Annotated in this window: 14 protein-coding genes; 5 read left to right on the top strand and 9 right to left on the bottom strand. The window is 62.2% G+C overall.

The genetic code is table 11. The features are described from left to right. Positions 1–135 precede the first annotated feature (135 nt). The 4 genes from KF691_14890 (at position 136) to KF691_14875 (ending at position 3,050) form a co-directional block, all read left to right on the top strand. Positions 136–1,125 carry an aminoglycoside phosphotransferase family protein gene (locus KF691_14890; protein ID MBX3390732.1) on the top strand — a complete coding sequence of 330 codons (990 nt, stop codon included), beginning with the start codon at positions 136–138 and terminating at the stop codon, positions 1,123–1,125. Between the two features lie 119 nt (positions 1,126–1,244). Continuing rightward, entirely contained in the window at positions 1,245–1,427 is a 183-nt protein-coding gene (locus tag KF691_14885; protein MBX3390731.1) for a hypothetical protein, read from the top strand. Next, positions 1,408–1,956, top strand: a complete 549-nt coding sequence (locus KF691_14880; GenBank protein ID MBX3390730.1) for a hypothetical protein — start codon at positions 1,408–1,410, stop codon at positions 1,954–1,956. Before KF691_14885 ends, KF691_14880 begins: the two co-directional genes overlap by 20 nt. Then, positions 1,953–3,050 (top strand): class I mannose-6-phosphate isomerase, encoded by a 1,098-nt coding sequence (locus tag KF691_14875; protein ID MBX3390729.1) that lies wholly within the window; start codon positions 1,953–1,955, stop codon positions 3,048–3,050. The genes KF691_14880 and KF691_14875 overlap by 4 nt, the downstream gene beginning before the upstream one ends. Positions 3,051–3,068: 18 nt before the next feature. On the opposite strand, the gene KF691_14870 is transcribed toward KF691_14875, so the two are convergent. Together KF691_14870 and KF691_14865 are read right to left on the bottom strand one after the other, a co-directional pair. Then, positions 3,069–4,331: an O-fucosyltransferase family protein gene (locus KF691_14870; protein ID MBX3390728.1), complete on the bottom strand. Its 1,263-nt coding sequence runs from the start codon at positions 4,329–4,331 to the stop codon at positions 3,069–3,071. Positions 4,332–4,425: 94 nt separating this feature from the next. Next, positions 4,426–6,042, bottom strand: coding sequence for a DUF11 domain-containing protein (locus KF691_14865; protein MBX3390727.1), 1,617 nt, complete (start codon positions 6,040–6,042; stop codon positions 4,426–4,428). A 547-nt stretch (positions 6,043–6,589) separates the two neighbouring features. Here KF691_14865 and KF691_14860 point away from each other — a divergent pair. After that, positions 6,590–8,536: a S8 family serine peptidase gene (locus KF691_14860; GenBank protein MBX3390726.1), complete on the top strand. Its 1,947-nt coding sequence runs from the start codon at positions 6,590–6,592 to the stop codon at positions 8,534–8,536. 77 nt (positions 8,537–8,613) lie between these two features. Here KF691_14860 and KF691_14855 read toward each other — a convergent pair whose 3' ends face one another. The 7 genes from KF691_14855 to KF691_14825 all read right to left on the bottom strand — a co-directional run bounded on the left by KF691_14855 (position 8,614) and on the right by KF691_14825 (position 14,459). Continuing rightward, entirely contained in the window at positions 8,614–9,207 is a 594-nt protein-coding gene (locus tag KF691_14855; protein MBX3390725.1) for a hypothetical protein, read from the bottom strand. A gap of 266 nt (positions 9,208–9,473) precedes the next feature. Next, positions 9,474–9,653, bottom strand: a complete 180-nt coding sequence (locus tag KF691_14850; GenBank protein ID MBX3390724.1) for a YqaE/Pmp3 family membrane protein — start codon at positions 9,651–9,653, stop codon at positions 9,474–9,476. A gap of 270 nt (positions 9,654–9,923) precedes the next feature. After that, complete coding sequence (locus tag KF691_14845) at positions 9,924–10,175, bottom strand: heavy-metal-associated domain-containing protein (GenBank protein MBX3390723.1); 252 nt, start codon at positions 10,173–10,175, stop codon at positions 9,924–9,926. Between the two features lie 17 nt (positions 10,176–10,192). Beyond that, positions 10,193–11,707, bottom strand: a complete 1,515-nt coding sequence (locus KF691_14840; GenBank protein ID MBX3390722.1) for a copper oxidase — start codon at positions 11,705–11,707, stop codon at positions 10,193–10,195. Further along, on the bottom strand, positions 11,704–13,131 hold the full coding sequence (locus tag KF691_14835) for a TolC family protein (GenBank protein MBX3390721.1): 1,428 nt from the start codon (positions 13,129–13,131) through the stop codon (positions 11,704–11,706). The genes KF691_14840 and KF691_14835 overlap by 4 nt, the downstream gene beginning before the upstream one ends. Continuing rightward, the gene (locus KF691_14830; GenBank protein ID MBX3390720.1) at positions 13,128–13,547 is read right to left on the bottom strand and encodes a hypothetical protein; all 420 of its coding nucleotides are present in this window, start codon (positions 13,545–13,547) and stop codon (positions 13,128–13,130) included. Before KF691_14830 ends, KF691_14835 begins: the two co-directional genes overlap by 4 nt. A 123-nt stretch (positions 13,548–13,670) precedes the next feature. Further along, the gene (locus tag KF691_14825) at positions 13,671–14,459 is read right to left on the bottom strand and encodes a hypothetical protein (GenBank protein MBX3390719.1); all 789 of its coding nucleotides are present in this window, start codon (positions 14,457–14,459) and stop codon (positions 13,671–13,673) included. Positions 14,460–14,576 lie beyond the last annotated feature (117 nt).

Genomic DNA, 14,576 nt, shown 5'->3' with positions numbered 1-14,576 from the left:
TGCGTCGATCCCGACGAACCGTTTCGCGGCACGCCTCTCACCCCCGATATCGCTCAACCCCGCTGTTCTTCGCGTTTTCGGTTCGCCCAGCCGCGTTCTTGTCTCGCTCGGCCGCCCCGTGCCTCGGCTACACCCATGAGCTTTACCGATCCGCACGCCTCAAATCCGCTCGACCAGAACGATGTTTCGTCGCTCGCCCACATGCTCGAGCCGGTACTTCATCGCCAATGCGACGGCCGCCTTGGGCCGATTACGTGGTTCAAGTCCGCCTGGTCATCCAGCGGCAGCGCGACCGGAACGGCCACATGGACCGATTCCCGCGGCTCTTGCGACGCGATCGTCAAGCTTCCGCTGGGGCCCGCCGAGTTTCGCTGGACCACCGAACTCGGAAACCCCGAGGCGAAAGCCCCGACCCCGCGCGTGTTTGCTTTCGGAAGCGAACTCAACGGATACGACCTCGCTTGGATTGTTGAAGAACGTGTGAAAGGGGAACCGATCGCCCCGCGCATGAAGCCGGATGATGTGCGCCAGGTGCTGGTTGCCGCGGCGGACTTTCACGATTGCGCCATCCGGGTGCGTCCAGAAGTTGAACAACCCAAGCAACTCGATTGGGAAGGAACCTTGGCGAAAGCGCGAGAGGTGTGCCATGCCCACGCCATCGCGGAGCCCCAGCGCTGGAACGAAGCCATCAAGCACGCGGTCAAGCTGCTCCCCAAGCTGCTTGCGCGCTGGAGCGCCAGGCCCCTCAACTGCTGGTGCCACGGCGACCTCCACCCGGGGAACGTGCTGCGGCTTGCGTCGCCTCGCGATGACTCGCACGCGTGCGTCATGATCGACCTTGCCATGGTGCATCCGGGGCACTGGATCGAGGACGCCGTGTACCTCGAGCGCCAGTACTGGGCGGCGCCCGACTACTTGCACGGGGTGAAGCCGGTGACCGAATTGGCGAATCTGCGCCGCAAGCGGGGCCTCAGAGTCGATCCCGAGTACCCTGATTTTGCGAATATCCGCCGCGTGCTCATGGCGGCCGTTTCTCCGGCGTTTGCAGACCGGGAAGGCCACCCCCGATACCTCAGGGCCGCCTTGGAGATGCTGGAAAACACGCTTCCGCAAGTTGCCCGATAGTCCGAACAATTCCCTTGCGGATTCCGCGGTTGAGCCTCCTAGAATGGCCGCCCCACCCCGCCACCGCGCGTGGCGGTGGGGAATGGGGTTGGACGCAGTCAATCAGTGGAGCCATTCGCGTGGAATCCTTCGACAAACTCAAGAAGCTCATCGCCGACGCGGAAGAGGACATTCTCAAATTCGACGGCGGGAACAAGGCCGCGGGAACTCGGGTCCGCAAGTCGATGCAGGAGATAAAGGCCGCCGCCCAGGAGATCCGCGAGAAGGTTCTGGAAGTTCGCGATGCCCCAAAGCCCAGCTGAGGCACAGGTCCATTCCACGGCTCAAGGCCTCTCCAAAGAGGAAGAGTCGCAGAGCGCGCCCGCCAAGTTTCTCTTTGACCTGTCGGGAATCGACCTGCAGGGCGAGGCTGTCTCGGCCCAAGGGCTGGAACTGGTTATCCCGCACCGCGGGAACATGAGGCTGCTCGACAAAATCGTCCACCACAGCGACGATTTTCGCCGGGGTTTGGGCGTCCATCACACGCGTGCGGACGAGTTCTGGTGCGCGGGGCATTTCCCCCCTCGCCCGATCATGCCCGGGGTCCTGATGATCGAGGTGGGCGCGCAGCTCGCCTGCTACCTCTACAACGTCCGGATGCGGAACACGCATATCGCCGTCTTCCTGCGGATCGATGAATGCTCCTTCCGGGCGATGGTCGAGCCCGGGCAGGACTTGTTTGTGCTCTGCCAGGAAGTGAAGGCCTCGCGCCGGCGCTTCATCTCCGATATCCAGGGGATGGTCGATGGCAAGGTCGCGTTCCAGGCACAGATCACCGGCATGAGCATGTGATCTTCGTCGCTTTCGCCGGTCTTCCGCTTTCGCTCCGTCGCGCGCTCAAACATGTCGCCCTGCTGAATGCCGAATTGCTTCGAATGCGTTGCTACCCGCTCGTCTTCCGCCCCATCTTCAAAGACAAAGTGTGGGGCGGGCGCGCGCTCGAGACGCTCGGCAAGAAACTGCCGCCCGGGAACATCGGTGAGTCGTGGGAACTCGTCGATCTTGATTCCACTTCGGCGAGCGGCGGAGGTGGCAGTGCGGAGCACTCGGTCATCGAGAACGGTGCGCTGGCGGGCAAACCGATCCGGGAAGCGATCCGGCAGTGGGGGCCGGAGTTGCTGGGAGAAACCAATCTCTCCCCGGCCGGCGCGTTTCCGCTGCTCGTCAAGTTTCTCGATGCTCGCGAGCACCTCTCGATTCAGGTACATCCCTCGCCCGACTATGCCGCGGCCAACCGCGATTGCCACTTGAAGACCGAGTGCTGGTACGTGCTCGCAACAAGCAAGGTGAACGGACAGGAGCCGGTCATCTTCAAGGGCCTCAAGCCCGGCGTCACGCGCGCGGATCTCGAAGCGGCGGTCAACAACGAGACGGTGCCGGATGTCATGCAGTCGTACCCGGCGATCGTCGGTGAGTGCCACAACCTTCCCAGCGGCACGATCCACGCGCTCGGCGCGGGAGTCGTCGTCGCCGAGGTGCAGACGCCGAGCGACACGACATTCCGCGTCTACGACTGGGCGAAAGAATACGGGCGAAAAGGACGCGAATTGCATATCGGGCAGACGCTCGCATGCACCGATTTCGGTGCGCCGCCGCCCGTCGCGCGGCTCGACGCCGATCAGAACAAGGCGCGGCTCGTCACCACCGACTACTTTCGGCTGGACGAGTGGCGGCTGCGCGCGGGAGAAACCGCGTGCCTTTCCGGTCGGCCGAATCGCGCGCATGTCGTCATGATGCTTCGGGGCGCTGCATCGCTCAACACGGGCGCTTCGCAATCGCTGGAAATCGAAGCCGGCCGGACGATCCTGATCCCGGCTTCGCTGACGAATTCGTCGTCGATTGTTGCAGCGGCAGACTCGACGCTTCTTGTTGTCGATGTGACGTGATCGACGGCTTCGGTTTCGCTACCCGCGCCGCAAGAGGAACGAGTTGTAATTCTCGTGCAGGTTCGGACCAATGAGCGCGATGCGCTCATCGGGCAAGCCGCGCAGCTTCGCAAAGTACGACATGAACAGTGAGACATTGCTCCACCCGATACCGACAAGGGCGTCGCAGCGCGAAGCGAGCAGGGTATCGAGGAGCACATCTTCGCCGAGCCTGCGACCGTCACGATTCTCGTGGAAGTGCAGCCCGACGCTGCCGGCCGTTCTGGTGGCAGAAGTTTCGATCACGCGCGATCCGTATTTGGCGCGGTACTCGTCCGCGGCCGGTTCCCAATCGGTGAGAAGGAGCAGGCGAGCATCGCTCCCGAGCGCTTCCATTTGGCGGGCGATCTCGGTGTGATACGCCGCGTGCACCGGACGCATGTCGCCGACTTCGATGGCTTTGTCGCTGCCGCGCACGTGCGCCGCGATGACCGGTGTGCCCTTTGTTCCGATGCCGAGCTTGTCGGCGGTTTCATCAACCCTGGCGAGGATTTCGGGCCTCGCGTGAACGTGGCGGGCGAGCACGAACTGGTACATCTCGGCGAGCGACTTCCCGGCGAGCGGGCTCGAGCTTCGGATCCAGTGCGAGACGGCGACCGGCGGCGCGTGAAAATCGCTGACCGTGACGCTCGCGTCCGAGGACAAGAACGGCAAGAACGCGATGCGCGACCCCGGCCCGGTGAACGCGCCGTTCTCCGCCACCATGAGGTTGTCGGCGCGCCACTTACTTGGAAAGAACGTCGCGTTTGCCGGAACATCAACGGACGAAACCAGCTCGAAGAAGTACTCCCACGTGTTGACACGCGATTCACCGAAGCGGGAGTTCTCGCCCCATAAGACCAGCGGCGTGCGCTCGGTCATCTCCGCGACCATCAGTTGTCCGATCACGTGATCCACATCCGACCAGAAACCCTGGCCCCACGAGCGGATGATGTGCAGGCCGCCGCGACCGGGTGAAGACTCCGGCATCGTCAGAGCCTTTTCGCGAGCCGATTGCGCGTCGCCGGGCGCGAGCCCGGGCATGTTCATCGCGCGCTCGAGCGCGTCGAGCGCGATATCGCGCCGACCGACGATCCGCGCGACTTCCGCGATCATGATCCACGTGCGTGCATCGCCCCAGCCTGTCGCATTCATCTCGCGGCAGACGCGCTCGGCGAGTTCGATATTTCCTCGCAAGATCGCGTCGCGGCAGAGCGAAAGAAGCAGATTCTGCCGCGGAATGTCGATCGGGATCGTCTGCATGAGGGTGAATGATTGACGCCCAATCGGCGGCGGCTCCAAAAAGAAAAGGGCCCGCGTTTGCACGCGGGCCCGGGAATTCAGATCAGAACGAGGATTACCGGCTGACGTAGTTGGTGAGTTCGTCGTCGCGGACCGGGGTCTTGAGCTCGGTGCAGGTCGTGATGCCCGAGATCAGGTGTTCGCCCGGAGCCGAGGCCTTCGCCAGGAACTTCCACATCGTGCGCCCGCCAACCGGGATCGTGCCGACTTCGAAGACCAGCTTGCCGTTCTCCATGCGGTTCGACTGTGCGGAGCTGACGAACGTGATGACCGACGGGATTTCCATGGTCATCTTCACGTTGGTGAGCGGCACCATGCCCTGGTTCATGACCTCGCAGGTGTACTCGTGATTGTCGCCGACGTAGACCACGCCTTCCACGTCGCTGACGAGCGTGCCCAGGTCGGGCAGGCCGGCCGTCGTCGCGGTGCAGGGGGCCGAAACAGCCGTCGCGCAAGGAGCGGTCGCCGTTGCGGTCGTTGCCACGCTGCCGACGCCCGAGGTCTGCACGGTCATGCTGACCGACTTCGATGCGCCCGGAGCGAGCGAGCCGAGATTCCACGAAGCGCCACCCGCGCCGCCCGTGCCGCCGCTATCGGCCGACGAGAAGGTCGCGTTGGTCGGAGCGGTCGCGGAGACGGTCGTGTTCGCCGGAGCGTTTCCGGTATTGGTGACGGTGAACTTAAAGGTCAGGGGCTTGCCGGTGCGGCCAACCAAGCCACCCTGCGGGCACTCGGCCACGATCTTGAGAGCGGGCTGCGTGATGGTGACCGACTGCGGCTCGGAGGTCGCGAGCAGGCCGTCATCCGCCGTGACCTTGGCCGGAATCGTGTAGGTTCCGGGCTTGGTGGCCTTGAGGCCGAGGCTGAACGGCTTGCTCTGGCCTTGTGCCAGAGAGCCGGCATTGAAGGTGTACGAGGTGCCGCCGTCCATCGTGGTAAGTCCCGCGGGGAGGGACTCGCTGACGACGACGTTCGTCGCCGGTCCCGAACCGGTGTTCTTGACCTCAAAGGTCGCGTTGATGGCGTCGCAAACCGTTGCGTTCGGCGTGACCTTGTGGGTCAGAGCGACGGCCGGCTGAACGACCTGAAGGTTCGAGCAGAGCGAGTTGGCGTAGCTGACGGTGAGACACGTCGAGCTGTTGCCGACCGCGTTGGCCTTGGCGGTCGCATCGATCACCATGCACTTGCCGGGGGGCAGGTCGCCGATAAACCAGCGGGTCTCGCCATTGGGGCCGCTCGTGGTCGCCTGCGGATTGCTGGTGACGATCGAACGGTTCTGCAGGCTGGTGGCCGTGACGATCACGTTGCTCAGCGTCGCACTGGTGAGGTTGCTGACGTAGATCTTGTACGGGAAATTGCTGTTGGCCTTCACCATCGCCGGGAAGACTTCCTGCAGCATGACGTGCGACGAAGACATTTCGCCCGTCGGGAAGCCCTGCTTCGTGGTCATCATGTCCGGGCCGATAACGGGATTGCAGGGGTCCGCCGAGACGCGGGCCGGCGTCGGGGTGACCGCCGGGGCATCCTTCGGCTTGCGCCAGTAGTAGCCGTACGCACCAACGCGCGTCGGGGACTCATCCGTCGGAAGGCGCTTGCCGTCCGCCTGACACCCGATCAAGCTCGATCCCACAGTCACGGCCAGTGCCGTGAGCCCGACCAGTTTTCCGAACATTTTCATAGTTTTCCTCTCACGCCGAGACCGGACTGATGTTTCCAGCGGCCCCAGAGCCGCCAGAATTCGAACCCTCGATCGTGCATGCCGGCCTCGACCGCAAGCGACGACCATGACGGAATAAACACTGCCGCGCGATCGACCCAACGCGGCGGCGAATCGCAAAACTCCAACGCTTTCCCCTGCCGGAAGAACCGTCCTCCAGAAGTTGCCACATGCCATCTTGCATGGAGAAAACGCCCCCGAATGACCGGTGACGGGCCCAGTTAGGCGAACGCCTTTGGCACCCGTTCCGGACTTTCGCCGATTCAGTGTATCCAATTGGGGACCCACCTGTCACCCCCTTTGTCGGCATGAGGCGACTTTTTCGGACTACGTTCGTAAGCTATCGGACGCGAGATTGCGCAAGATCTGCTGTTTTTTCGGCGTCGGCGCGGGGTCGGATGCGGGTCGGCATTGTGCAACTCGCGTGGAGATTCGACGGCGAAGCCATCTTTGCAACCGTCCGACGCATGTTCCAAACAACGATCACGTTTTTGCTACTGGCATGATCCAGAAACTGAGAAAGGACTTTGGCTTGAAACACGCTTCGCGCTCGGCGCCCGGTTCCCGGGCGGCTCTGCTTGCACTCTTGGCGGGAATGACCGCATTCTGCGCGCCGGCAATGGCATGGCAGGCGCCGCCGGCAGGCAAGATCGAGGTGAAAACGGCCGACGACCTGCCCCGCCATACCTACAAGATCGAGGGTGCTGCCAGCGATTTTCTTGTCAGCGACGCGGCGTTCAGGGCTTTTGTTTCGGAGCTGAAGGCCAACACCCTGACCGATCTCGAGAAGTACGACATCCAGGATAAGACGACGCTCAAAGGCTATCAGCAACTGCTCGCGCAGATCGCGATGTTCGAAGGAAACTACGACGAGGCAATCAAACGCATCGACATGGCGAAAGAGCTCGAAGGCAAAGAGTCGGTCCGGCTGATGTCCGGCCAAACGCTCCGATCGATGATCGCGGCGAGAAAAGTCAGCGATAACGGCGCCGACAAAGCCGCGTACCTCGCGGCGTTCAAGAAGGAGCTCGAATCCCGCGTCGCACCGCTTCCGTGGGACAAGGTCCGAGAGAGCATTCTGCAGGCGCGCTCGACCGCGATGATCCTCAACAAGGACCTGATCATCGGGCAGGTGAAGGCGAATCTGGATCCGGTCGTGGCGGCGAACAACGGCGAGATCTCCGGCGACTACGTGGCCGGCATGGTCAACATGCGCAACCTGATCGACAACATGCTCGAACTTCAGCCCGCGGTGGCGGAGGTGTACGGAAAGCTCGCGGAAACCAACAGCAAGCCGCGCGTGGACGTGCTGAGCGCGAGCAAAGTCGAGTTGGCTCCGACCGATAGCGCCACCCCGGTCGTGATCGGCATCTGGGACTCGGGAGTGGATGTCTCGCTCTTCTCGGGAAGGCTCTGGGAAAACAGCGCCGAGATAATCGACGGCAAGGACAACGACAACAACGGGTTTGTCGACGACGTGAACGGCATCGCCTACGACATGAACGCGAAGCCGACGAGCGGGCTGCTGATCTCGATCGACGAGTTGAAATCACCGCTCAGCCTGGTCGAAACGTACACGAAGGGAGCGGGGGATAGCCAGGCCGGTGTCCAGAGCAAGGAAGCCGATGCGTTCCGTACGTACGTGAAAGGGCTGAAATCCGATCAGGTCCAGAGCTTCATGGAAGACCTCGGGCTTTACGGCAACTACTCGCACGGGACGCACGTGACGGGGATCGCGACCGAGGGCAATCCGTTCGCGAGGGTGTACGGCGTTCGCCTCACCTTCGATTTCAAGGCGGTGCCGCGCTACACCTGGACCAAGGAGTTCGCGACCGACATCGCGAAGAGCTTCACCGACACGGTGGCGCTGATGAAGAAAGCGGGCGTGCGTGTGGTCAACATGTCGTGGGGCTTGAGCCGCGAGGACATCGAAAAAGAACTCGAAGCCAAGGGGATCGGCAAGTCGAAAGAAGAGCGGGCGGAACTCTCGCGTGAGTACTTCAAGATCATCCGGGACGCGATGAAGAACGCGATGGCGAGCGCGCCGGAGATTCTCTTTGTTCCCGCGGCGGGTAACAGCGACAACGACAACACGTTTGCCGAGCTTATCCCCTCGGGGATCGAACTGCCCAACGTGCTCACGATCGGCGCGATCGATTCATCGGGCAAGCCGACCAGCTTCACGACGTTCGGCAAGGGCGTGACGATCTACGCGAACGGCTTTGAAGTCGAGAGTTACGTTCCCGGCGGCAAGCGGTTCAAGTACAGCGGCACGTCGATGGCGGCGCCAAACGTCACAAACCTTGTCGGAAAGATGGTTGCGGTGAATCCCGAGCTGACGACGGCGCAGATCGTGCAGTTGATCCGGGAGAACGCGGATCCGATGCAGGGTTACGACGGTCGTTTCGTCATCAATCCGAAGAAGACGGTTGCCGCGGCGAAGCGGTGATCGCGAACGAGGTGTTCGGCAATGAAAAACCCCGGCCGAGCGGCCGGGGTTTTCTGTTTTTGAAGGCGATCGCGTGATCAGAAGGCCGAGGTCATGTCCGGGTCGGGCCAGAAGCGGGCGGCGCCGATGTTCGCGGTGAGCGCGAAGCCGGAAGAGGTCATCTGATAGATCGTCACGTCGTCGCTCGACGCGCCGGCCTGATTGCCGGTTCCGCCCTTGCCGCTCTTCGTGGTCACGCCGGCCGAAGCGGTTCCGCCCCATTCCCACTTCCCGGCGACGAAGCGATCGAAGGCCGCCTGATTCTTAAAGATGAGGACGATGCGGTTTTCTTGAGCGCTGACGCCGGCGTTCAGGCTGTTGCTCGACATCCGCATGAAGGTTTGCTTGCCGGTCGCACGATCTTCGGCAACGCCGAATCCGTTGCTGCCGCCGATTCCCGCGCCCATCGCGATCGTTTGAAACGCGGCATAGCCGGCGGCGCTCTGCAACGCGGCCTTGGCATCGGGGTGTTCACGTTCAAGACGTGCCAGCGCCTGGTCACGCATCAGCTGCGTGCTCGCCTGCCGCTCCGAGGTCGTTTGCCCTGACGGAGATGCGCACCCGCCCACGAACCCGGTCATCCCGGCAATGCCGACGATCATCAACGCACACGCAATATTCCGAGTCTGCATTTGTAGTTCCCTTTGTGTTTCCCGCGGCGTTCCGGCGCGACGACGCGCCCGCGAGTCCGAACGCCCCTTCACTCTATCAACTCCAGCGGAATTGAATTCGTCGGCATGCAGTAAATGTCGAGCGGGCGCAACACTTGCGCCGAAGCCAACTTAGGCGCACCTGGCGTGTTCCACGGTCGCGTCGAACCCTCATTCGGGTGCGGCACCGGCGCACGATGAGCTTTGCATCGTCGAGCTGCAGTGTGCGCGAGCGAGCGAAGCGCCGGTCAGTCTTTGAGAACCACCCAAAGGGCGAGAAGCAAGCCGGGAATGTAGAACACAAAGCAGAGCACCAGGCACAACAGTGTCATGCCGATACTCTTGTTCTTCAAATACACGGCGAGCGGCGGCAGCAGCAACGCGATGATGACCAGAAGCAGTTTGTTCGTCGCAAGATCGTCCGCCATCGCCGTGATCTCCAATTTGGTGCTCGTGTCGATCGAACGCGTGGTTCAATGTACCAAGGAATCGAGAGTCCGGTCGAGTGACAAGTCTCGGGTTGCTCGACGGGACGAACCGAGCTCGCTTCGGGTCGGGCGCGCTCTAGCAGGCTGTTGAAATTCTGATTTTGCCCGCTGCGCCGACGCATTGCAGACAACTTTCTGGCCCTCAGACCCGGGTCGCGAGGGTAGATGACGGTTCGAAATTGCGACTGGTTGGAGTTTTTCAACAGCCTGCTAGTCCGCGGGAAGCGGCGAGTCCGAAGTTGGAGGGATTGCTCTGTACCCGAGATCGTTGACGGCCTTCGCGAGTTTTTCGGGCGCGGTCGTTGCGGGTTCGTACTTCACCGTCGCCACTTTGGTTGCAAAGTTCACGCTTGCCGAGAGCACTCCCGGCTGCTTGGCGAGGCGCCGTTCGATGGTGTTCGCGCACGAGGCGCAGCTCATTCCCTCGATCGAAAGGTCGGCTCGGCGAGATTCGCCTGGCATGTTTTTCTCGCTCCCTTCTAGTGACCGTGATGATGCGGAGCGCCCGGCGCACGCCGCAGCGGCGGGGGAAGAATCCAGGATTTCGTCGCCGCGGCAGGAGCGCGCGGCGCGCTCGCTCCGTCCGCTCGAACTCCGCTTTGCTCGAGCGATTCCTTCGTCGCGGGCAGAGACATCGTTCCGGGGGGCGGCTCGTACCACCCCGGGTCTTCATTCAGGTTCGCGATCTCATCCCGAACTTTCAGAATTGTGAACATGCCGCCCATGGTGATTTCGTCGTACGGACCAACGCCGCCAACCATTGGGATGCTGTTTTGCGGCACCGACATGCCCATTTCCGTCATGCCGCCCATGCCGTTTTCTCCCATCGTCATGTATCCAGGAAGCAATTTGCGGATTCGCGCATCGAGATCGCCGGGCTGTACTCCGATCATGTTGGCGATTCCGTGACCCATTTGATTCATGACGTGGTGAGTCATGTGGCAATGCATCGCCCAATCGCCCGGGTTGTCGGCGACGAACTCGACCGTCCGCGTGGAGCCGACCGGCACCAGCACCGAGGTCTCCGGCCAGCGGGCGGACTCGGGGATGACGCCGCCGTCGGTCTCGGTGAGAATGAAGTAGTAGCCGTGGAGATGGATCGGGTGATGATCCATCGCGCTGAGATTTCCGATGCGGATGCGCACTCGGTCGCCGGTCTTGACGATCAGAGGTTGCGTTCCGGGAAAGCACTTGGCGTTGATCGTGAGCGTGTTGAAGTCGGTCATCTCGTTCGGATCGGGCCGGCTCGCGCCGACTTCGATCTTCCATTCGTGGAGCATCAGCGCGAAATCACGGTCTGGGCGCGGGTCCTGTGGATTGCGCGGGTGAATGATGAAAAGACCGGTCATGCCCATGCCCATCTGGGTCATTTCGTCGTGGTGGCTGTGGTACATCAGCGTGCCGTGCTGGCGGAGCGTGAACTCGTACATGAAAGTCTCATCCGGCAGGATCGCGCGCTGTGTCAGACCGCCAACGCCGTCCATCCCGCTGGGCAAGAGAACGCCGTGCCAGTGAACGGTTGTCGGCGCGGTGAGCTTGTTGGTGACGAAGATGCGGACGCGATCGCCTTCGACGGCTTCGATGACCGGACCGTGCACGCTTGCGTTGTAACCCCAGCAATTGGCCTTTAGTCCGGGCGCGAATTCGTGCTCGACATCCTCTGCGACAAGGTGAAACACCTTCACGCCATCGACGATCCGATATGGGAGAGTCCATCCGTTGGGCACGACGACCGGCGTGTAGTCCCGGCCGGGCTCGCCGGGGGGAAAGTGTTCGCCCGATCGCGGGGTGTGTGTTGCGGGGTGTGCCCCACCGTGATTGTGATCGGGCGGCGTGGAGGGCGACTCCGCGGCACGAGCTTTACCTCCGAGCATCAACGCGCCGCCGGCAATAGCCCCCGCGGTGAGCATGTTCCTGCGGGAAAAGGCGAGCTTGGATCCGCGCGGAGCGACCGTGGTTGGGTTGTTGTTGTTGTTGTTGTTGTTGTTGTTCACTGATGTTCTCCGGTTGCAGAAGCGCCCGTGCTCGTGGAAATGGCGCCGGCTGTTCTGGTCGTTCGTTCGAAGGGGGTCATGCGTCCGCTCAGGATCTGGTCGAGCTCGGATTTGGCCTGCCAATAGCCGTGAACCGAGGCGATGTACTCGGCGCCCGCGGCAATCTGGTCGCGTTTGGCCTGCAGAAGCTGAAAGCCGGAAATCTGCATCGCGTTGTACTGGTCTTGCGTCTCGTCGAGGATTTTCTGCCTCAGAGGCAGAATGACTTTCTCGTAGTAGCGGGCTCGCTCGAACGCAGAAAGAGCTCCGCTTTGTGCGGCACGCACGCGCGAGCGGATCTCGACCGCTCGGGCGATGGTGCGTTCGGCGGCTTGTTTGTAGCGAGCCTGTGCGGCACCGAGTGCCGCCTGACCCTGATCGAAGATTGGAATCGGAACGGCGAGCGAAGGCCCGACGGACCATTCGCCTTCGAGCTCCCGTTCGCTCGCGGCGCCGATCTCGGTGCCGTCGAGCCAGGCGAAAGGCTTGGCCATGCCCGCGGATCGTGCCGCGATTTCGGCTTCTCTGCGCAGGAGAGCGAGGTCGAGGCTCGCTCGGATCGCCTTGGCCTCGAGCCCGTCCTGCGGGGGCTGTTGATCGGGGAGCGCGGGTAGTCGTGCGGCGGCGACCCACAATGTTTGCGATCCCCACAGGCCCATGAGCGCATTCATGCGCTCGCGCAGGTGGATTTCCTCGGCCTGAGCCGCGGCCAACTCGATCTTGGACTGCTCCTTCAGCGCTCGTTCGTTGGAGAGATCGAGCTCGCGGATGTTTCCCGCGTCGCGCAGGCGGCCGGCGAGTTCGTACGAAGCCCCGGTCGCTTCCACAACGGTCTCGCGCATTTCGCGCATCTGACGCGCCGCTTGATAGTCGTAGAACGCGGTTCGTACTTCGAAGGCCGTGTCGAGCACCGCAGCGGTTACGCGTACCTTGGCGGCCTCGAACGCGGCTTCGGCTCGCCCCTTCTTCAGCGGCATGGCCAACAGGCTCAAGAAATCCTGGGCGATTCCGAGATCAACGCCGGGTCCGACGCCGCTCACGCCGAAGCGGAAATCGCCGCTGAAGACCGGGTTTTTCAATAGCCCGGCCTGCACCACATCGCTCTGGGCCAGATTCAGTTCCTCGTAGACTGCTTGCAACTCGTGGTTGTTGAGCAGCGCGACCTGCACGGCCTGATCGGCGGTGAGTTCGCCTTCGAGAATCGTCGCGACAGCGGCCTTTGCCTGCGCATCCTCGGGTGTTCCGTTGTTCCAATGAACTTGTTCGCCCGATCGCTCGGCGATACTTTGTTTCACATCGTCGAATCCGAGGCCGGGCTTCATCGACGAGCAGCCGGCCAGAAGAGAGGAAGCGAGGATCGCCGCGAGCGGCGCTTTGGTTCTCACTTTGGCTCTCCTTGCTTTGCTTTGATGGCGGATATCGGCTTGAGTTTCATGTTGCACTTGGGGCAGCGCTGATCGGGCTTGTCGGACGTGACCTCGGGATGCATGGGGCATGAGTAGATCACGGGCGCTTGCGATGCAGAGGAATTCGAAGGTGCGGACGTGCTTTGTCCCGCGGAGGATTCATGCTCCGGCGGCATCGCCATGTTGCTCATTCCATGGCCGGAGTGATCTGTCTCTTTCTTCGGCGCGTAGACCGGTTCTGCCGCGGCAAGATCCAGAGCGCTCGAGCGCGGCGGCGGAGGCGACTCAAGCGCGACCGGATTTGCCGGGTTGTCGCTGGAGAGCACGGGATCGGTGTACGTCATCGTGCAGCCCCCGAGCGTGAGCAGTATTGCAAGCAGGATTCGATGCTTCATGAGAATCTCCGAGACTTGAGCGGGCATATGCGCGACCGTGATCGCGAGAAGTCCCCCGCGCGGGCGTTTGCCCGCCGGAGGAAGAATGGTGAGAGTGAAAGTGAGCGAGCGTGCATCGGTTTCTCAGTTGTCGCCGTGCATGTGTTCGCCGTGGCTGTTCTTCTTGTCGTTGCCCGCTTCGGAATCAACGGACTTTGATTTGCGGGCCTGATCGACCATGTTGAGGTATTTGGCCGGGTCTTTTTCGATGCCCGACTTGCAGTCGGCGCAGCAGATTTGGATCATCCGACCTCCGACGACGATGCTGTCCGCTTCGCCCATCGCGCCGCCGAGGTCTTCATCGCTCACGGGGCACTTGGTGAGCGGATAGGTGTCGGTCTGCGCCTTGATTGCCGCGGCATCGATTTCGGCGAGGTACTTCTTCGGGTTCTGAAAGAACATTTCCTTTTCGCTTTCGGCGCCGAGTCGGATGAGACGGTTGCCGAAGACGAATTCGTACGGCTTCGCGGGCAAGTCTTTCCCTGTGACGACCGAAGTCGTGAGCGGGTAGAGCGGCCGCTGATCCTCAGCGATCTTGGCATCGAGCTTGGCGGTGCTCGCGGGAAGATCCTTCTCGAATTTGGGTGGGCACTTCGAGCAACAGAAGCGAACTTCGTGCCCTTCGTAGACCTTGATGTCGGCGTCGCCCATCGCGCCGAACTTTTTGCCCGATACCGGGCACATGCCGAGCGGATAGGGATCGCCGATCCGGTTGTTGGACTGCGACGCGGGTGCATCGGCCGCGGGGGCGCCGTGTTGCTTCGACTCATCGGTCGAAGAGGGCGAGTGATGATCATGCTGGCCGAACGCGGGTCCGGCGCTGAAGGCGATCGTGCAAACAAGCACGGAACGAAGAGCGGAGAGAGTTGTCATCGTGTAGCTCCTGATTACCGTTTGAAAATGAGGGGAGCGTGTTGGGTCGCCGGCGGAGGCGCCCGAACTGACGGAGTGAATCCGAACAAACGCCCGCGAACTTGCGGACGCAGTGCT

The organism is Phycisphaeraceae bacterium (genome assembly GCA_019636555.1).
Lineage (GTDB): Bacteria > Planctomycetota > Phycisphaerae > Phycisphaerales > UBA1924 > JAFEBO01.
This window is presented reverse-complemented; position numbering and strand designations above follow the sequence as displayed.